17 protein-coding genes and 1 pseudogene are annotated in these 17,320 nt (G+C 34.0%); 5 read left to right on the top strand and 13 right to left on the bottom strand.

Annotated features, from left to right (window positions below; all coding sequences use genetic code 11):
* Positions 1-98: 98 nt before the first annotated feature.
* Both DFQ03_RS08540 and DFQ03_RS08535 read left to right on the top strand, forming a co-directional pair.
* Positions 99-998, top strand: a complete 900-nt coding sequence (locus DFQ03_RS08540; RefSeq protein WP_133672756.1) for a DMT family transporter — start codon at positions 99-101, stop codon at positions 996-998.
* A 122-nt stretch (positions 999-1,120) separates the two neighbouring features.
* Positions 1,121-1,732: a DEAD/DEAH box helicase gene (locus tag DFQ03_RS08535; RefSeq protein WP_133672755.1), complete on the top strand. Its 612-nt coding sequence runs from the start codon at positions 1,121-1,123 to the stop codon at positions 1,730-1,732.
* A gap of 17 nt (positions 1,733-1,749) precedes the next feature.
* Here DFQ03_RS08535 and DFQ03_RS08530 read toward each other — a convergent pair whose 3' ends face one another.
* From DFQ03_RS08530 to DFQ03_RS08475, 12 genes and pseudogenes are all read right to left on the bottom strand, one after another.
* Entirely contained in the window at positions 1,750-2,511 is a 762-nt protein-coding gene (locus DFQ03_RS08530) for a patatin-like phospholipase family protein (RefSeq protein ID WP_133672754.1), read from the bottom strand.
* Positions 2,512-2,541: 30 nt separating this feature from the next.
* Positions 2,542-3,126, bottom strand: a complete 585-nt coding sequence (locus DFQ03_RS08525; RefSeq protein WP_133672753.1) for a DUF6134 family protein — start codon at positions 3,124-3,126, stop codon at positions 2,542-2,544.
* A 195-nt stretch (positions 3,127-3,321) separates the two neighbouring features.
* Positions 3,322-3,912: a DUF6515 family protein gene (locus DFQ03_RS08520; RefSeq protein WP_133672752.1), complete on the bottom strand. Its 591-nt coding sequence runs from the start codon at positions 3,910-3,912 to the stop codon at positions 3,322-3,324.
* Positions 3,913-4,093: 181 nt separating this feature from the next.
* Complete coding sequence (locus DFQ03_RS08515) at positions 4,094-5,998, bottom strand: monovalent cation:proton antiporter-2 (CPA2) family protein (RefSeq protein ID WP_133672751.1); 1,905 nt, start codon at positions 5,996-5,998, stop codon at positions 4,094-4,096.
* Between the two features lie 61 nt (positions 5,999-6,059).
* Positions 6,060-6,590, bottom strand: coding sequence for an NAD(P)H-dependent oxidoreductase (locus tag DFQ03_RS08510; RefSeq protein WP_133672750.1), 531 nt, complete (start codon positions 6,588-6,590; stop codon positions 6,060-6,062).
* A 44-nt stretch (positions 6,591-6,634) separates the two neighbouring features.
* The gene (locus tag DFQ03_RS08505; RefSeq protein WP_133672749.1) at positions 6,635-7,258 is read right to left on the bottom strand and encodes a MarC family protein; all 624 of its coding nucleotides are present in this window, start codon (positions 7,256-7,258) and stop codon (positions 6,635-6,637) included.
* A gap of 203 nt (positions 7,259-7,461) precedes the next feature.
* On the bottom strand, positions 7,462-8,580 hold the full coding sequence (locus DFQ03_RS08500; RefSeq protein WP_133672748.1) for an esterase-like activity of phytase family protein: 1,119 nt from the start codon (positions 8,578-8,580) through the stop codon (positions 7,462-7,464).
* A gap of 156 nt (positions 8,581-8,736) precedes the next feature.
* Positions 8,737-10,383 (bottom strand): FAD-dependent oxidoreductase, encoded by a 1,647-nt coding sequence (locus DFQ03_RS08495; RefSeq protein ID WP_133672747.1) that lies wholly within the window; start codon positions 10,381-10,383, stop codon positions 8,737-8,739.
* 140 nt (positions 10,384-10,523) lie between these two features.
* Positions 10,524-11,357, bottom strand: a pseudogene (locus DFQ03_RS08490) (DUF4437 domain-containing protein).
* Between the two features lie 92 nt (positions 11,358-11,449).
* Positions 11,450-12,124: an NAD(P)H-dependent oxidoreductase gene (locus DFQ03_RS08485; protein WP_133673131.1), complete on the bottom strand. Its 675-nt coding sequence runs from the start codon at positions 12,122-12,124 to the stop codon at positions 11,450-11,452.
* Between the two features lie 209 nt (positions 12,125-12,333).
* Positions 12,334-12,633 (bottom strand): putative quinol monooxygenase, encoded by a 300-nt coding sequence (locus tag DFQ03_RS08480; protein WP_133672746.1) that lies wholly within the window; start codon positions 12,631-12,633, stop codon positions 12,334-12,336.
* Between the two features lie 61 nt (positions 12,634-12,694).
* Entirely contained in the window at positions 12,695-12,985 is a 291-nt protein-coding gene (locus DFQ03_RS08475) for an alpha-ketoglutarate-dependent dioxygenase AlkB (protein WP_243834461.1), read from the bottom strand.
* 127 nt (positions 12,986-13,112) lie between these two features.
* Between DFQ03_RS08475 and DFQ03_RS08470 the strand changes: the two genes are divergently transcribed.
* The gene (locus DFQ03_RS08470; RefSeq protein WP_133672745.1) at positions 13,113-14,009 is read left to right on the top strand and encodes an AraC family transcriptional regulator; all 897 of its coding nucleotides are present in this window, start codon (positions 13,113-13,115) and stop codon (positions 14,007-14,009) included.
* Here the strand turns inward: DFQ03_RS08470 and DFQ03_RS08465 are convergent.
* Positions 14,006-14,761: an aspartate/glutamate racemase family protein gene (locus tag DFQ03_RS08465; RefSeq protein WP_243834460.1), complete on the bottom strand. Its 756-nt coding sequence runs from the start codon at positions 14,759-14,761 to the stop codon at positions 14,006-14,008. The genes DFQ03_RS08470 and DFQ03_RS08465 overlap by 4 nt on opposite strands.
* A 239-nt stretch (positions 14,762-15,000) precedes the next feature.
* On the opposite strand from DFQ03_RS08465, the gene DFQ03_RS08460 reads away from it, so the two are divergent.
* Together DFQ03_RS08460 and DFQ03_RS08455 are read left to right on the top strand one after the other, a co-directional pair.
* Positions 15,001-15,741, top strand: coding sequence for an SDR family oxidoreductase (locus DFQ03_RS08460; protein WP_133672744.1), 741 nt, complete (start codon positions 15,001-15,003; stop codon positions 15,739-15,741).
* Positions 15,742-15,764: 23 nt separating this feature from the next.
* A complete protein-coding gene (locus DFQ03_RS08455; protein WP_133672743.1) occupies positions 15,765-17,159 on the top strand; it encodes an NAD-dependent succinate-semialdehyde dehydrogenase in 1,395 nt (464 codons plus the stop codon).
* Positions 17,160-17,320 lie beyond the last annotated feature (161 nt).

Genomic DNA, 17,320 nt, shown 5'->3' with positions numbered 1-17,320 from the left:
CGGCTCTTTTTATTTAATTAAATTGTGAATTTATAATAGTAGATGATTTTCAAATCTATACTTCAGAAAAACTAAAAACCAATATCTTCGCGCGCATTATGTGGATGTACCTCGGACTTTTAGCAGCGCTTTTTTTAGGATTACACAACTTATGTAAAAAACATGCCGTACAAGGTAATGATGCCTTTTCTGTTCTTTTAGGTACTTTAATCGCTGGTTTTTTATTGTTTTTGCCACTGTTAATCGGTTCAAAATACTATCCTGAAGAACTTCAGGCAATTGATTTATTTGTATCTGATATTTCCTTAAAAACACATGGGTTCATTATCATAAAAGCCATGATTATGGCTTCTTCATGGGTATTGGCATATCAAGCTTTGAAACATTTACCTATTACGATTGTAACACCCATACGTTCTGCAGGTCCGTTTTTTACTTTTATTGGTGCAATTTTTATTTATCAAGAACGCCCTAATTTTTGGCAGTGGATCGGTTTCTTCTTAATTATATTTTCCGTTTTCCTATATTCTAAAATCGGAAAAAAAGAAGGTATAAACTTTAAGAACAATAAATGGATATTCGCCATTATAGGAGCCACATTTTTAGGTGCTTCAAGCGGATTGTACGATAAGTTTTTGATACAGAGTTTAGAATTAAATCCCCCTACCCTACAGTTTTGGTTCTGCACATACACCATGTTGATTATTGGGATGGTAGTTCTTATTACACGATCTACTAATCCGAATTTAAAAGGCACTTTCAAATGGCGATGGACGATACCTATGGTGGGTATTCTCTTGCAAACTGCGGACTATTTTTATTTTAAGGCATTACAAGACCCGGAGGCGTTGATTATGTTACTTTCTGCTATTAAACGTAGTCAAATATTGATAGCCGTAGTTGTGGGTGGTTTTATATTTAAGGAGCAGAACAAGCGTAAAAAACTTATACCGCTAGCAGGTATTATGCTTGGTGTCTTTCTAATATTATATTCATAAGAAATGGTGTTGCCTTCTTGTAATAAGAAAATAGAGCCCTATAATATCGTTAGCCCGTAAGTAGGCTGTATCTTTGCAAAATTATATATTCTTAATAAACGTAGAATTTTATAAAACATATTATGTCTTTTAAAAAACTGAACCCATACATACTTGAAACTTTAGAAGAATTTTCTATAGATGAGCCAACACCGTTTCAAAAGAAAAGTATTCCTATCATTAAAAGTGGTGCGAATGTATATTGTACAGCAGCAAAAGACAATGGTAAAACAACAACTTTAATACTTACCACTTTACAAAAATTAAAATGTAAAGCAGAAGGTAATGCACCTAGAGCCGTTGTAGTGGTTCAGAACAAAGAAAAAGTACTAGAACTTTATGAAGAGTTTTTAAGATACACTAAGTACTGTTCATTACGAGTGTATGCTAGTTATAAAGAGCTGCATATAGATATTCAGAAATCAGAAATATTTGAAGGAATAGATATTTTGATTACGACCCCTACTACCCTACACAAGTTGTTTTTGTTAAATGGTGTTAGTACATCTCAATTAAAAATATGTAGTATTGATGATGGTGATTTCTTAATCCAAAAATCAGACTATACAGCAATGATTACGGTTGCGCAGAGTATTATGAAATGCCAGTATGTAATATATTCAGAGAAAATGCATCCAAAATTAGAACGATTTGAAGATTACTTTATGGAACGTGCTAACCATGTAAAGCTATAAAATTCACTTTCTTATTACTATAAATATCCTTGTTCTTTTAACGTATTTACAGCGCTATTATACCCAATTTCAAAAATGGCATCTATCGATCTCATATCAAATGTGCCATAGTCACAAAGCTCTTCGGGTGAAATAACGAGTTCACATTCTGAAAATTTTGCAATAGATTCAGAGGCAGATTTTATTTTGTAAGCTCTGTCCAATACATTATAAGAATGTTTTAAGTCCTTTATTTTAATAGCCTTTAGCGCATTCACGTAGCTACCGATTATTTTGTCGCAAGAAGGTTTCAATGGCTCAATTGGAAAATTGTTTAATACACCACCATCTACATAAAATGAGCCATCAATATTAATAGGGGAAAAAACACCAGGAAAAGTTGCCGATGCAAGTATCGGTTTAATTAATTCTCCTTCATCAAAAATCTTTAATTCTCCTTTAATAATATCGGTAGCAGTTATAAAAAGCGCTTTCGGAAGTGATTCGAACGTGTCATCTGGAAAGAACTTTTTGAATTCATCATAAAATTTCTCGGTATCTAAAAAACCAGGTTTTTTAAGAGCAAATCTATTGGCATGAAAAATAGGGATTACTTTAAAAAATTCAAGTATATCTGCCCAATTTATACCACCGGCATATAAAGCGCCGACAATGGCACCTGCACTTGTACCAGAGATATGAGTAGGATAGATATCGTGTTCTTCTAATGCTTTTATCACTCCGATATGTGCTACTCCCCTAATACCTCCGCCTGATAGTACTAATCCCGTATTTGTCATAATTAATATGCTGAATATGCTTTAAAATAATCATTTTTGAGCAACAATGTCAAACTTCACCAATCCCCCATTAATTTCTGCTTTTTCTAAAAAGCCATTTTTATAGTAGTAAATGTTCTCATGGTTTTTAGAATTTATCTTTTTATATGAATGATTGCCCAAGACTTCAATGGTATTAAAGCTTCCGTCTTGTTCAGAATAACATCGCTTTACATTTATTGGTTCATTAAAATAAAGCAATATGGTGGCGTAGTTGATTTCCTCTTCGACCACCAATTCTTTTTTGTCATTCTTTGAAATTTGGTAATAATCTATTTCCCAATTGGTAAGAATGTCTGCGTAAGGTTTATCATTCACATCTATAAGTACGTTTGCCCTCATTAATTTTTTGTCCTCATAGGTAACGTTGAACATATAGTTCACATCTATTTCCTTAATAATTCTTGTGCTTATTGAAGTTACACTATGGTAATGAGCTTTAGAATCTTTAATTGTTTTTGAAGCCTTTAAGCTGCCGATAACTTTTTCTTTGTGTATAATATCAAATAAAAGTGAGTTTTTAACAGGCTTTGCATCTTTGGATATAGCACCCGAAGGACCTAAAAAAATGAGCATACAAATTATAATGAATTGATTTATTGATAACATACTCTAAGTATAAAAAGGTTTTGAATCCTAATCTAGTTACTTGGGTAAAATTAAGAAATTCAGATTCTTCTAAACCTAACCAAAATCATGTTTAAAAGAGTGAAATAAAAAAAGGGCTTACGAATTTTTTTGTAAGCCCTTTTTTTTAAAATTTATATGTAACTATTCCATATCAATAATACCAACAACCTCGTAGGCTCTAGAGCCGTCTATTTGTATTTTTTCATACAGTATGTTAGCGTACTCGTAATAGGTAAAACCATCAATGGTCGCTTTTTCATATCCATCTGGTAATTCATAAACTATAGTTCCGATTTCAGGATCTACAACTTCATATCCTGAATTTGCCTCAATATAAAAGGTGCCACCAACATTAAAGTACAAATTGTTGTTGAAACGAACCCTAGCATAGTTTGGAGGTAAAGTGTTTATTCTAAACCCTACCTTAGGTGCAATGGCGATATATCTACCCCGAGATGCGGTATAATATCTATTATTAGAATAGTAATAATTTTGACCATTATGTTTTACTACAGTTTTATTAGGTACATTTCTAACCGATACTACTTTCTTTGTAGGTGTTCTATACTGAACTCTTTTACTTGAAACTCTACCTGGAGTTTTAGTAACAGTTGTAGTTCTCGTAGTCGTTGTTTTTGTTGCCGTTCTTTTACGGGTTTGAGCTGTACTTGGTAAAGCAAATGCTATTAGAAATAAACCTAGTACTACGTATGTTTTAGTATTTGTTTTCATCGTTTTAAATTTAAAAGGTTAAACTTTTATTTTACATTCAATACTTTGACATGTAGATGAAATAATGGTTTAATCTAAAACCTCATAAATAAATTATAAATAGTAGAGCAGGCAATTTTTCTATGAACCTTTAATCTTTTTTAGAAGTTAAAAATTTAATATTTCGATAGAAAAAGGGAAATTAGGTGGAAGTCGGATTATTATCTTGTTGCGTCTCTAATATTTTTCTGATAGATTCACTATCCCAATGATTATCGTATTCAACAATACCTCTTTTAAAATCTTCTTCTAATAATCGTTGTTGCTCCTCTAATTCTTTACGAGCTTTAAAAATATAGTTTTCTTCTCCTTTTGGTTCAGCGGCCAACCTTCTTAAACTTGTTTCATCGTATTTAATGAAATTCTGTACCTGTTGATTTAAAGTGTATTTTCTAAAGCCAAGTTTGCTTAAAACATCTTTTGCTAATGAAAGTGAAGTATCTAGAGATTCTCGATAAATATTCTCCATACCCATATTCAACAATTCGTAGGCATCATATCTATTTTGAGCCCGTATCATAAGTTCTACATGAGGGTATTTTTCTTTGACCATTTTGGTAATTTCTTTTGTAACACTTGGGTTGTCTATGGCACAGATTAATATTTTGGCTTGTGCAATACCTGCAGATTCTAATAGATCAATACGTGTGGCATCGCCATAATACACCTCAAATCCCATTTTACGAAGAAAGTCGACTCGATTAGAATCTTGGTCCAATACTGTTGGTTCAATACCATGCGACCTTAAAAAACGACCAACTGTACTACCAAAATGACCGAAGCCTACAAGAATAACATTTTGCGATTTTGCAATGTGGTCCATAGGTCTTTTTATAGATTCTTTGGTTCCAATATTCGGAAGAATCAATCGTTCGTTTACAATACTTACAATTGGTGTAATAGACATGCTCAAGGCAGTAATTACCAATAAAATATCCATTTGTTCTTGTTCTAGAATATTCAATTGAAATGCAAACGAGAGTAGTACGAAGGCAAATTCACCAATTTGTGCCAGTCCGAAGGTTAATAATAGTTTCTGGTCAAGCTTCATTATAAACACCGTTCCGGTAATGAACAGAACCAAGGCTTTAATCAATATTACAGCTATTAAAATTCCGCCGATGGTCAACGGCATTTTTGCAATAACCACAAAGTTTATCGAAGCCCCAACAGCAATAAAGAAGAGACCTAGTAACAGATTTTTAAAGGGTTCTAAGGTGCTTTCTAGCTCATGTTTATATTCACTGTTAGATAGTACTACCCCACCTAAGAAAGCTCCTAAGGCTGGTGAGAGCCCTACATATTCCATTAAAAAAGAAATACTAAATACGATTAAAAGAGCAGACGCAATTAATAATTCTCGAACACCGGTTTGAGCTACTTTTCTTAACATCGGAACTATTAAATACTGCCCCGCAACTATGATTAATGCCACAGATAGAATAATGGCAAGGGTCTGGTATCCCATAGGTAGTCCATCTAAAAGATTGCTACCGGCTTCATGATTGTCAGTAGTAGATGCTACATCTGTATTTGAAAGCAACGGAATAGCACCTAACATTATAATCACAATGATATCTTGAAACAATAGTATAGAAAAGGCAGAATTGCCAAATGTGGTTTCCAATAGTCCCTTTTCTTTAATGGTCTGCATGGCTATTGCGGTAGATGATAGGGCTACTGCCATAGAAATGACAAGCGAAACTTTCCAATCATAATCTAATAGTATAAAAAAGATGTACGCTAATAACATGGTGCCCCCAACTTGTAATCCACCCATTCCAGCAATGGTTTTACGCATATTCCAGAAATTCTTTGGCTCAATTTCAAGTCCAATCAAGAATAGCATTACCACAACTCCGAATTCAGCAAAATGAAGAATATCTTCCCCTTCTTCCCCTATAAATCCTAATACATAGGGACCTATAATTACCCCGGCCATTAGGTAGCCCAATACAGAGCTAAGTCCTAATTTTTTAGCTATAGAAACACAAATGATTGCTCCCAACAGGAAAACAATTGCATCAAAAAGTAAGCTGCCGGTCATAATGGTTGGTTTATTTGTAATGCTGTTATTTCGGCATTATTTAGATATTTAAATAGTGATTTTAAGTTTGTAATTCGTCAATAAATGAACTGTACTGCGCTCCATAAACCTCTAGTTCATCATCTGTTAACCTGTAAGTTCCCATCACGGTAAACGGTTTATGATAGTTCATTAAACACAAATTAGCAGTTTGCTCAAAAGGTCTTAAAAATTCTGTTATCGTATAACTATTTGTTCCTTGGGTGCAGTATAGTTCTTTACTACCACCAGTGGTAATAGCGTTTAAACAAATTTTAGAGGATAAAGCTGTTCCATTCGGTCCGTACGCCCAATTAAATTCTAGCACCATGTCTATCCATTGTTTTAAAAGCGGAGGACAACTATACCAATACATGGGGTGATGCCATATTATGACATCATGCTCTTCTAACAACTTTTTCTCGAAGGGTACGTCTATATGAAAATCTGGGTACTTTTCATACAAATCATGAAAAGTAACACCTTCTTTACCTTTTATATGATTTACTAAAACCATATTCGCTCTAGATTTTTCGTACTTAGGATGCGCAAATAATACTAGTACTTTCTTCATGTTCCATTAATTTAAGGAAAACAAGTGGTTATCGGTATGGGCAGTTATTTAGTTATAAGATTAAAAGAAATTTTTATTCCTTCGATAATCATACCTGTACCAATAATGGCTATGATTAAACCCATAATTTTACCAATTACCGAAATAACATTGTAGCCTACTAGTCTAACAATTAAATTACTCAATCTAAAAGTAAAATAAGTTAATAAACTCATGAAAGCAAAAATCGCAATTACTATGGTAATATGAACAGGTTGTGCGCTTGAAACAAAGTTCATTGCGGTAACAATAGTTCCAGGACCAGCTAAAATTGGAATTGCCAATGGGGAAACAGCAATATTTTCATCAATATTTACATGTTTAATATTCTTTACATTAGATTGTTTGGATTGCAGCATGTCAAAACCGATATAGAATATTAAAATACCACCTGTAATTTTAAATGCAGGAATGCTAATATTAAATAATTCGAATATATATTTTCCTAAAAGAACAAATACCAATACAATGATAAAGGCAATAATATTTGCCCTTTTATTGATATCGGCTTTGGTTTTTTCATCAGCCCCTTGGGTTAACGACAAAAAAACGGTCATGTTAGATATTGGGTTTGTTATGGCAAAAAAACCGGTAAAAACAGCAATAGAAAACGTTATTAAATCATCCATTATTTTAAGCGAAATTTAATCGTGCAAGAACTTGATTTCTTGCTAAAATTCCTAGGAAATTTTGAATCTTTTGGGAATTATTAGATTATAAGAAAAGCCGATAAAATGTTACATAAATCTCGGCATATTACATGTTGGATAAAATATTTTAGACTATTTAATGTTCGAAGCTTTAAATAAATTTTTTAATATGTTTTACAGTTTTATTTCTTTACTTCAAACAAGATAAATTGATTGAGCTGTGGACCATAAAGACTAAAATTATTATCGGCCACTACTACTAAAGAGCGATTACCATTTTCAAAATCCGGACCAAAAGAGATTCCTTCAATATTATCAACAATATCGTTGGTAAGTTCTTTACGAATATCCTCAAAATTGAACAATAGTTGTTTGGTTGCTTTGGTATAAACAGCCCCTTTAAGACTATCAATACTACTTACATCAGTCGCTTTTGTAGCATCAACATCATATATTTTAACTGTATTACCACCGTCATCATATCCCATAGAATAAGAACGTTCTAAAACAAAAAATCTATTGGTGTCGTATTCTAGAATCTCAACAATACCATTTAGTTTAAATGTAGCTCCGTCAACTGCAGGACGGGAAACTTTGTCCAATTCATACACTATTTCCTTTTCGGAATGCCCTGTTTCTTTATTAATATATACTATTCTTACAGGTGAGTCTGTTTCTTCTAAAGTAGGTTCAACTCCGTCTTCTTTTAAAGGAAGCTCCATGGCAACCCAATACCCTTTTTTATGTTTACTTAAAGATATTCCTTCAAAAACACCGTTATGTCGAGGTCCCAAATCTTGATTGTCATTAGGCAAATAGCGATTCGCAAGATTCATTTCTTTAACAAAATTTCCTACTGAATCTGAAACGCGAACAAAAGGCTTTAACCCATTCTTTATATTTCCTTCACTGGTCCAAATAAAACAACCGTCATCATATCTAATAGATTCGGGATCGACAATTCCCATAGATATCTCTTTTCCATTTGAATCCTTAAAATGAGTAGCAGATGTTATTTCAATCGAATCAAATCCGTTTATATCATAAGAAATATTTACTTTATAAAACCTCGGAGAATCACTATCATCACTTATAGCATACCAGTTGCCATTTGCATAATCTATACCAGATAAGCCACCTACTTTAGTTTTTTTAAATTTGGTTTCGTCGGGTAAAACATATTCATCTACAAAACGTAAATTAAGGCTGCTATCAGTCTTTTCGGTGGCTTTTGTATTACCGCATGAAAATACAGTCATAAATAGTGTAAATACAAATAACGTGCATGCTACTTTACTCATTTAATTAAATTTTAAATACCAGTATCAACGATTGTAAAATTACTCTTAATCAATTGAGTGATTATATAAACAAATGAAATGGGGCATATTTTAGAGCTTAAAATTCAAAACTTAGACAAGGTTTTAGATAATGCTAAGAGACATCGATTATTAGTACTAACTATTAGTTATGAACTGATGTTCTTGAGCTAAATACTTATGAATATCACTTACCACAATAGAGCCTTCACCAACGGCGGAAGCTACCCGTTTTACCGAACCTGAGCGTACGTCACCAACTGCAAATAATCCTGGTAAACTGGTTTCAAAAGAATACGGCTTCCTCTGGCTAAACTCAAATTCACTATTTAAAGCATTGTCACAAATGGTAAGCCCCGTATGTACAAAACCTTTGGCATCGGTATCAATAATAGTATCTAACCATTCCGTGCACGGTTTTGCTCCTACAAAAGTGAACAGGTAATTGATGTTATTCTCAATCAACGTATCATTCTTTTTGATTTCAACCTTTTCTAAATACGTATCCCCGTCAACTTTAACCACGTTACTACTGGTCAATACTTCAATATTTTCACAAGCAATTATACGTTGCACCAAATAATCGCTCATTTTGGCACCAATATTCTCATTTCTGATGATTACATAAACTTTGCGTGCATAATTAGCTAAAAATAATGCTGCTTGACCCGCAGAATTACCACCGCCAACAATACCAATTTCACTATTCTTGCACATATTGGCATGCATAGATGTGGCGCTATAGTAAATACCAGAGCCTTCAAATTTTTCAATTCCCTTTAAAGGGAGTCTTCTATATGCAGCGCCGGTGGCAGCAATTACTGTTTTAGCTTTTAAGATTGAAGTGTTGTTAGAGTTGATTTCATAGTAACCTTCTTTACGTTCAATGCCTTCCACTCTATGCGGTACCGAAATAGTACAGCCAAACTTTTGAGCTTGAATGTAGCCGTTGTTGGCTAAATCCCGACCTGAAATACCTGTAGGAAACCCAAGGTAATTTTCAATCTTGGAGCTCTTACCAGCTTGTCCGCCAGGAGAATTACTATCAATGGTCAATACATTTAACCCTTCTGAAGATGCATATACGCTAGCAGCCAAACCGGCAGGACCAGCGCCTATGACCAAAACATCATAGATTTCATCATCTAGTTCTAATCGAACTCCCGTACACATACCAATTTCATCAATCGATGGGCGAACAGAAATCTTATTCTGACTATTGATCAATACCGGTAAATCTGATTCCTTTAAGTTGAAAGTATCTAACATCTGTACCAATCCGTCCTCCTTATCAGAATCTATAAAATTGTACCAGATATCATTTTTATCCATGAAATCTCGGATAGCGTACGTTTCATTAGAATGCTCAGAACCTATTAGTTTTATGCCCTGAACGTTGTTTTTAAGAGCGTTTTCCCGCAATAAAAAGGCATTTAAGAGTGCATCACTAATATCGCTGAATTTAGCAATGGCACTTTTTAGCTTTTCGGGACTAATTCGTATTAGTTGTGTATTTTCTAAGGTTTCACCACATACACCAATCGTTCTATGAGATAAAATACTACTTGATCCAGAAAATTGATGCCTTCGGTGAATGGTAAGACTGTCATTTTTTTTAACAGGATCAATGATTCTTATTCCACCAGTGAGTACAACAAAAAAATCGTAGTGTTGATCACCAAAGTCCAACACCACGGTGGGCTCTTTATAAAATTCGATTTCACCGTAAGATTTAAGCTTCTCTACTTGCAGATCGGTAAGTTCTGGATATTTAGGATCAATCATAGTTTTTGGTTTAGTAAGTTATAAAAGCTTCATCAGCATAGTATTGAAACATGACATGTACGTTTTTTGAATGGTCACCATAAGAGCCTTATTCTTTACAATTTCGTAAATGTTTGCTTAATGCATGAAGCTTATCATAGTTATTTTATCTCAAAGTTACCGTTACTTCTTATGTAAATCACCGTTTCTTTAGCTGCTGAAATGATTGATGTTGCATTTTCTTCAGCTCCAAAATAAGAACCTGGTTGCAACTCGTTTTTAGCATCCTTTTTAGAAAATTGATGGATTAATCCACCAGAAATAACTACAGCTCTAAAATTCGGACTTAAATTTTTAATGCTTCCGCTAAAACCTGCAGGTAATTTTAAAAGTGTAGCACGTAATTTGTTTTCCTCGTGACTACCTCATAAAAATGCGGTTTGCACATTACTCTTTGCAGAAACCCATTCAATATCGTTAGCATTTAGCCAAACCATATTGGTTTTGTCTACATTAATTGGTCTTTCGCCATTGTCAAAGGCTTCAGATGTTGGTTGTACCAAATATGGTCCTTCTTGAATGTCTAAAAAAGCCATGTTTTCATTATCATCAGCAGCCGTAATGTGGGCTTCTCCTGCTGGTTGTTGCCAATAAGATCCTGCTGGCAACCACTGTTTTTCCGCGTTTTCATCATCATTATGTAATAAACCTTGTATTACTACACCTCTATAAGTGATGTTGTGAATGTGTGGAGGCGAAGAAAATCCTTTTTTAAACTTTACTAAAAATCCTGCAGGTTCATTTTTTGTACGATCTCCCCAAAGTTTTCCTGCAGCCGGACTTTTGTCCCCACGTAACGGATTTAACCAACCCCATTCTACGTTGTCTGCCGTTACAACCTCATTTACAGATTTGGCAGGATCCGTTGTTGGTGTTTGTGCACTTGTATATGCCGTTGTAGCTATTGCTAATGCAAGTAGTATTGTTTTTTTCATTTTGATGTTTTAATTCTTAAACTTAAAAAGTTCCAAAGTTTTAGAAGATTTGGAACTTTTTCTATTTTATCATTCTTAGCAATTGTAATTTCTTATTTCCAAGTGACTATTTCATTAAATTCTCTTCTGATTTTTGGATGTACTGGATCCGCTTTTCTATGTCCAAATGCAGCCATAAAAGCTAAACCGTATTTATCTGTATCTACATCAAATTTCTCTTTAAGCAATGCCTCTGCTTTTTCTTGGTGAAAACCTTCTATGGGGCAAGAATCTATTCCTGTAAGTGCAGCAGCAGTCATCATATTTCCTAAAGCGATATAAGTCTGCTTTGATGACCAATCAAATAACTTCTTGTCTGAATCTAAATTAAAATCACGCTCCTGAAACTCTCTATAAAATTTAGAGTACATTTCTACAACCTCCGCAGGCATTTGTTTTACCTCTTTCATCATATGTTCAATATATGGCGCATCATGCTTTACCATAGGGGCTTTCATTGCCAGGCCTAGAATAAAGTGACTAGCAGTTTCTAATTTTACTGGAGCGCCCCAAGCTACTGGCTTTAAAAGCTCGCGTAGTTCTTTATCTTGAACAACGATAAAATGCCAAGGTTCAAAACCAAATGAACTTGGAGATAAATTGGCTGTTTTTAAAATGAAATTGATTTGCTCATCGGTTAATGTTTTTGACGCATCAAATTCTTTGGTGGCATGTCTGTAATTAAATGCTTTTAAAATATCTTCTTGTGCAATGTTTGGTATATTCATCATTATGTCTTTTTATAATTGATAGATTTATCGATCACAAAGATAATTGTAACATGCACCTTAAGTAAGGTAAAAAAAAAGGAGAATAAGGTATAAATGGAGGTTTTTAAGTGGGAATTTCTTAAAATATTGCCAAAATGAGCTTTTAACAGGTAAAATTATCAGTTTTTAATACTTTAATTTAATGTTAATCCTTTATTAGTACAATTCTAATTGGTAAGCTCTGTCATTTTATAAGCAGAAACATTCTCTAGTTTATCTTTAGATGAAAGCCTATAGGCAGCAATGTGGTCACTTTGTGAATGTTTATTCAAATAATCTTGATTCACCCATTTCTCGTGGAATAAAAACAGATTCGGGTTATCGTTATCTTGATGTAAGTCGTAAGCAATACAACCTTCTTCTCCTCTAGTGGGACTAATAAGTTTTAGCAATTCGGCTTTTATTTCTTCTCTAAATTCTTCTTTTACTAAAATGTGTACCACTAAGGTTAAATAAGATTTTTTCATAAGATGCTTTAAATTGGTTCTAAAATTAGAACTATAAAAGTAAAGATTGATGCCGGATAAATTAACCGACCCACCTGAATGTTAGGTTAATTCTTGGGGAAATTTGTTTTAGGGTCTTCGGTATTTTATGTTTCCAGTTTTCTTGGGTGGCGCTTTGCATCAATAAAAGACTGCCATTTGCTAATGGAATATCTACACGTTTTAAATCTGCTCTTGATACATGTTTTAATTGAAAGGGTCTAGTTGCCCCAAAGGTAACTGAAGCAATAACCGTATTTTTTCGTTGTTCCCTCTGCCCGTCTACGCTATCTTTTCCTTCGCGATAATAACTGAGATTACTTATTTCTTGCAAAGATACTGGCTTTGACAGTACTATGAAGTAGTTACAGAGGTTTAAATTGTATAAATAAAGGTTAATATTTGTAACGAGTATTTGTTTTATAGTATTTTCGTTCATATATCCCTTAACTATCCTAAAAATGCAAGTATTAGAAGCGTATAAACCTTTTGAAATACAAGAAATTGAACTGACGGATTGGAAACAACGCCCCGTTAAGAATAATTTTTTTGAGCTGGTTTTAATAAAGGATGGAGAAGGTACGCAGTGTATCAACTACAATGATTATGCCTACGGCAAGAATAGTATGTTTCTGTTACCACCTTTAAAATGTCATTCTTTTACCATTGAAAAACCGACACGTTTTGTCTTTTTAAAGTTTACCGATTCTTTCTTTAAAAATGCGAATAGAATCACTATAGATAGAAATGAGTGGTTTAAAGAGGCATCGTACATCTTGTCCAATTACAATCAGTTGCCGGGTGATATAATTAAGAACGAATTAGACCGTAATTATCTTGAAAACCTTATTGAAATGATACTTCAAGAGTCTAGAAATTATGGGGAAGAGTCTATAAATTTAGTGACTAGTTTAATGACTAGCATATTGGAAATTCTGATCCGGAATATTAAAAAGAGCAGCTATTTTGAATTAGCGAAAAATAATTCAGATGATAGAATTACTAAAATGCTTACCTATATCAATACCAATATAGACAAAACGGAATTGCTTAAAGTTGAAAATTTAGCCGAAGTTTTTCAGATGTCGCCTACCTACGTAAGCGAGTATTTTAAAAAGCAGGTGAATATGTCTTTACGCGAATATATTATAAAGGGTAAGCTTAAATTGGTAGAAATTCGTTTATTGAATTCCGACTTCCGTTTAAATGAAATAGCCGATGAATTGGGTTTTACAGACGTAAGTCACTTGTCCAAAACCTTTAAACGCTATACCGGTACATCAATACGAGAGTTTAAGAATAATGGTGAATATATGTTATTGAAAAGAGCATCTTGCACACCAACGCCAAGTGCTTAGGCGATCTTTTCCATTTTTTTGGATTCTCTAATTAACGCGCTAGCTAAAACGGTAGTGGCATCAATAATCAAGCTATCCTCTATTTTCTCATACTGTATAGCAAGCGGAATCTCGGTGCAGCCTAAAATTACGGCTTGGGCACCTTTTCTTGATAAGTACGTCGCTGCCATACCCAAATTTTCTTTCGCTTTTTGATTTACAGGATTTGAAAAAGCCTTTATACCATATGATGTATCGTAAATAGAAGGGTGTACAAATAAATCTTGAATATCTTCAGATGGTTGTATTACTTCAATATTGTACTTGGACAATACTTCTGGGTACACCTTGGCAAGAATAGTACCTGTAGTACCTAAAACCCCTACCCTAGTAATTTCCGGATGCTTTTCAGAGATATTTTTGCCTACTTCTTCAATAAGGTTGACCAAAACACACGATTCTGGTATACTTTTCTCAATTAAGCTTAATATTGGTTTAGCATGTGCCGTGTTACATGGAATGCCAATAATACTTGCTCCGCTAGCGATTAAAGAAGCAATTATTTCAGATATGGCTATACCTGGGTTAATTTCTGTTTCACCCAAAAGGTATTTGGTACGGTCAATGATCTTATGAGGAACAGAGAGCATAGATACCGGTAAATGATCTTGATCAGAACTCGCTTCGGTAAGGTCGTAGACCTTTTTAATTAAATCGATACCAGCGTAACTACCCACACCACCAACTATGCCTATCATTTTATTTGTCATCATAATCTAATCTTTAGCTAGAAAAAGAAATAAGGCACCAAATTAAGAGCATTTAAATCAGTAATGGTCTTAATAAATCTATAATTTCTAGTATATCCTTTGATCAGTTGTAATTACCACCGTTTTTTTGACTTGAATAGGTGAAAATGTAGCGCAATACTATATCCGTCAATAGTTAAATTCTTATGGTCAATACTAGCCGATTATAGCTTCTATATTGTGATAAATCAAATAAAAACACAATGAAAATAGAAGATAGCGTAATAATTATAACTGGTGCATCTAGCGGAATTGGTAGAGCAACAGCAATCAAGCTGGCGGATAACGGTGCCAAGGTAGTATTAATGGCCAGAAGCGAAGATGAATTGAACGATCTAAAGTCCGAAATCACTAAAAAAGGTGGAGAAGCCATTGTAGTGACAGGTGACGTGACCAAGAAAGAAGATTTTGAAAAGGTTGTTTCGAAAACAAAAAATGAATACGGCAAAATATCTGGTCTTATTAACAATGCAGGTTTAATGCCGCTTTCATTCGTAGAAAAATTAAAAACAGATGAATGGGATAAGATGGTAGATGTCAATATTAAAGGAGTACTTAATGGGGTTGCAGCAGTGCTACCAGCCTTAAAAGAAAATAAAGGCGGTAATGTCATCAACATTTCTTCAATGGCTGCGAATAGGTATTTTCCTGGTGGTGCAGTGTATTGCGCTACAAAATCTGCTGTAAAAATGTTTTCGGAAGGATTACGTCAAGAATTGGCGCCTAAATATGGAATCAATATTACATCTATAGAACCAGGTGCAGTAGCAACTAATTTAACGAGTACCATTTCTGATGAGGATATTCAAGAGGAGATTAAAGAAATGCAGAAAATGGAAACATTAGAAGCAGAAGATATTGCAAATTCCATTTACTATGTATTAACTCAGCCTGCAAGAGTTAATATCAATGATGTTTACTTAGTGCCAAGTGAACAACAATAATATTAATTTTAATAGCATAATATATGTCAACGACAACAAAACAAAATACATTCAAAACAATAAATCCTGCTACGGGTAAAGAGATTACCTCTCATACTTATATGACAGATGACCAAGTAAAGGAAAGCATACAACAATCTCATAAGGCGTTTTTAAAATGGAAAATGAAATCTATTGAAGAGCGCGGCGAGATTATAAAGTCTATTGGTAAAGAACTTCAAAATTATAAGAAAGAACTTGCTGAGTTAATGACCGATGAAATGGGTAAACTACTTTCTCAAAGTGAGCATGAAGTTGACCTATGTTCATCGATTTGTGAATACTCTGCAGATAACGCCCCGGAATTTTTAAAGAACGAAAAACGAGATTTACCTAGCGGAGGAAAAGGAATTATAACCTATTCTCCAATAGGCATTATATATGGTATTCAACCTTGGAACTACCCAAGTTATCAAGTACTACGTTACACTATTGTAAATCTAATGGCTGGTAATAGTATTTTGCTAAAACATGCTTCTAATGTAACTGGTACAGCCAAGTTATTGAAAACTATATTTGATACCGCTGGTTTACCTGCCGGACTCTTTAACGTAATGGTTATTGAGCACGAACAGTCTAATGCGATAATAGAGCATAAATTAGTTAGAGGGGTAACTTTAACCGGTAGCCCAGTTGCAGGAGAGAAAATAGGAGAAAAAGCAGGTGCGCAACTAAAGAAAACGGTACTTGAATTAGGTAGTAACGATGCTTACTTGGTTTTAGAAGATGCAGATATAGATTTAGCCGTAGAAAAAAGCGTTATGGGCCGTATCTACAATAATGGAGAAACTTGTATTGCGGCAAAACGATTTATTGCTACTGAGAAAGTTTATGACGAATTCAAAGAGAAATTCGTAAAGGCTATGGATGCCTTAAAAGTTGGAGATCCCAAAAAAGAGGAAACTGAATTAGGACCTATGGCTCGTGAAGATTTAAGAGAAAAAATTCACGATCAAGTTCAGGAAAGTGTGGATAAGGGAGCCGAAATTTTATGTGGTGGAAAAATACCAAATGGAGAAGGCTACTTCTACCCTGCTACAGTCTTAGGTAATGTTTCACCAGGTCAGCCAGCGTATGATGATGAATTATTCGGTCCTGTTGCTTCTTTGATAAAAGCGAAAGACGACGAAGATGCTATGCGCATAGCGAATGATAGTAGATTTGGTCTAGGTGGAGGAATTTTTTCTAAGAATATTGAGAAAGCTACCGAACTAGCCGAGAAACATTTTGACACGGGAATGGTATTTATAAATTCCTTCGGATTGGCAGAACCAAGTATGCCTTTTGGCGGAGTAAAAGATTCCGGTTATGGACGCGAACATGGAGGATTTGGTATGAAAGAATTTGTCAATGTGAAGTCCATCATGATTATGGATTAACTATTTGAATATTAAAAAGCACCTAAACAGGTGCTTTTTTTTAGACCGTAATTATGGTTCATTCTATAAACCTATGTTAAAAAATGAATGTTCATTCTTTTTTTGAATACCTTTGAACTGTAGTTATAGTCAAACATAAATACAAAGGAATTTTCAATAGA

The sequence above is a fragment of the Maribacter caenipelagi genome (assembly GCF_004364175.1).
GTDB lineage: Bacteria > Bacteroidota > Bacteroidia > Flavobacteriales > Flavobacteriaceae > Maribacter > Maribacter caenipelagi.
Note: the sequence above shows the minus strand (reverse complement) of the source record. Positions and strands in the feature narration are given on the sequence as shown.

Bases quoted from the DNA above. Each gene is read 5' to 3' on its own strand.
- DFQ03_RS08540 (WP_133672756.1), top strand. From the start codon at position 99: ATGTGGATGTACCTCGGACTTTTAGCAGCGCTTTTTTTAGGATTACAC.
- DFQ03_RS08535 (WP_133672755.1), top strand. From the start codon at position 1,121: ATGTCTTTTAAAAAACTGAACCCATACATACTTGAAACTTTAGAAGAA.
- DFQ03_RS08530 (WP_133672754.1), bottom strand. From the start codon at position 2,511: ATGACAAATACGGGATTAGTACTATCAGGCGGAGGTATTAGGGGAGTA.
- DFQ03_RS08525 (WP_133672753.1), bottom strand. From the start codon at position 3,126: ATGCTCATTTTTTTAGGTCCTTCGGGTGCTATATCCAAAGATGCAAAG.
- DFQ03_RS08520 (WP_133672752.1), bottom strand. From the start codon at position 3,912: ATGAAAACAAATACTAAAACATACGTAGTACTAGGTTTATTTCTAATA.
- DFQ03_RS08515 (WP_133672751.1), bottom strand. From the start codon at position 5,998: ATGACCGGCAGCTTACTTTTTGATGCAATTGTTTTCCTGTTGGGAGCA.
- DFQ03_RS08510 (WP_133672750.1), bottom strand. From the start codon at position 6,590: ATGAAGAAAGTACTAGTATTATTTGCGCATCCTAAGTACGAAAAATCT.
- DFQ03_RS08505 (WP_133672749.1), bottom strand. From the start codon at position 7,258: ATGGATGATTTAATAACGTTTTCTATTGCTGTTTTTACCGGTTTTTTT.
- DFQ03_RS08500 (WP_133672748.1), bottom strand. From the start codon at position 8,580: ATGAGTAAAGTAGCATGCACGTTATTTGTATTTACACTATTTATGACT.
- DFQ03_RS08495 (WP_133672747.1), bottom strand. From the start codon at position 10,383: ATGATTGATCCTAAATATCCAGAACTTACCGATCTGCAAGTAGAGAAG.
- DFQ03_RS08485 (WP_133673131.1), bottom strand. From the start codon at position 12,124: ATGAATATACCAAACATTGCACAAGAAGATATTTTAAAAGCATTTAAT.
- DFQ03_RS08480 (WP_133672746.1), bottom strand. From the start codon at position 12,633: ATGAAAAAATCTTATTTAACCTTAGTGGTACACATTTTAGTAAAAGAA.
- DFQ03_RS08470 (WP_133672745.1), top strand. From the start codon at position 13,113: ATGCAAGTATTAGAAGCGTATAAACCTTTTGAAATACAAGAAATTGAA.
- DFQ03_RS08465 (WP_243834460.1), bottom strand. From the start codon at position 14,761: ATGATGACAAATAAAATGATAGGCATAGTTGGTGGTGTGGGTAGTTAC.
- DFQ03_RS08460 (WP_133672744.1), top strand. From the start codon at position 15,001: ATGAAAATAGAAGATAGCGTAATAATTATAACTGGTGCATCTAGCGGA.
- DFQ03_RS08455 (WP_133672743.1), top strand. From the start codon at position 15,765: ATGTCAACGACAACAAAACAAAATACATTCAAAACAATAAATCCTGCT.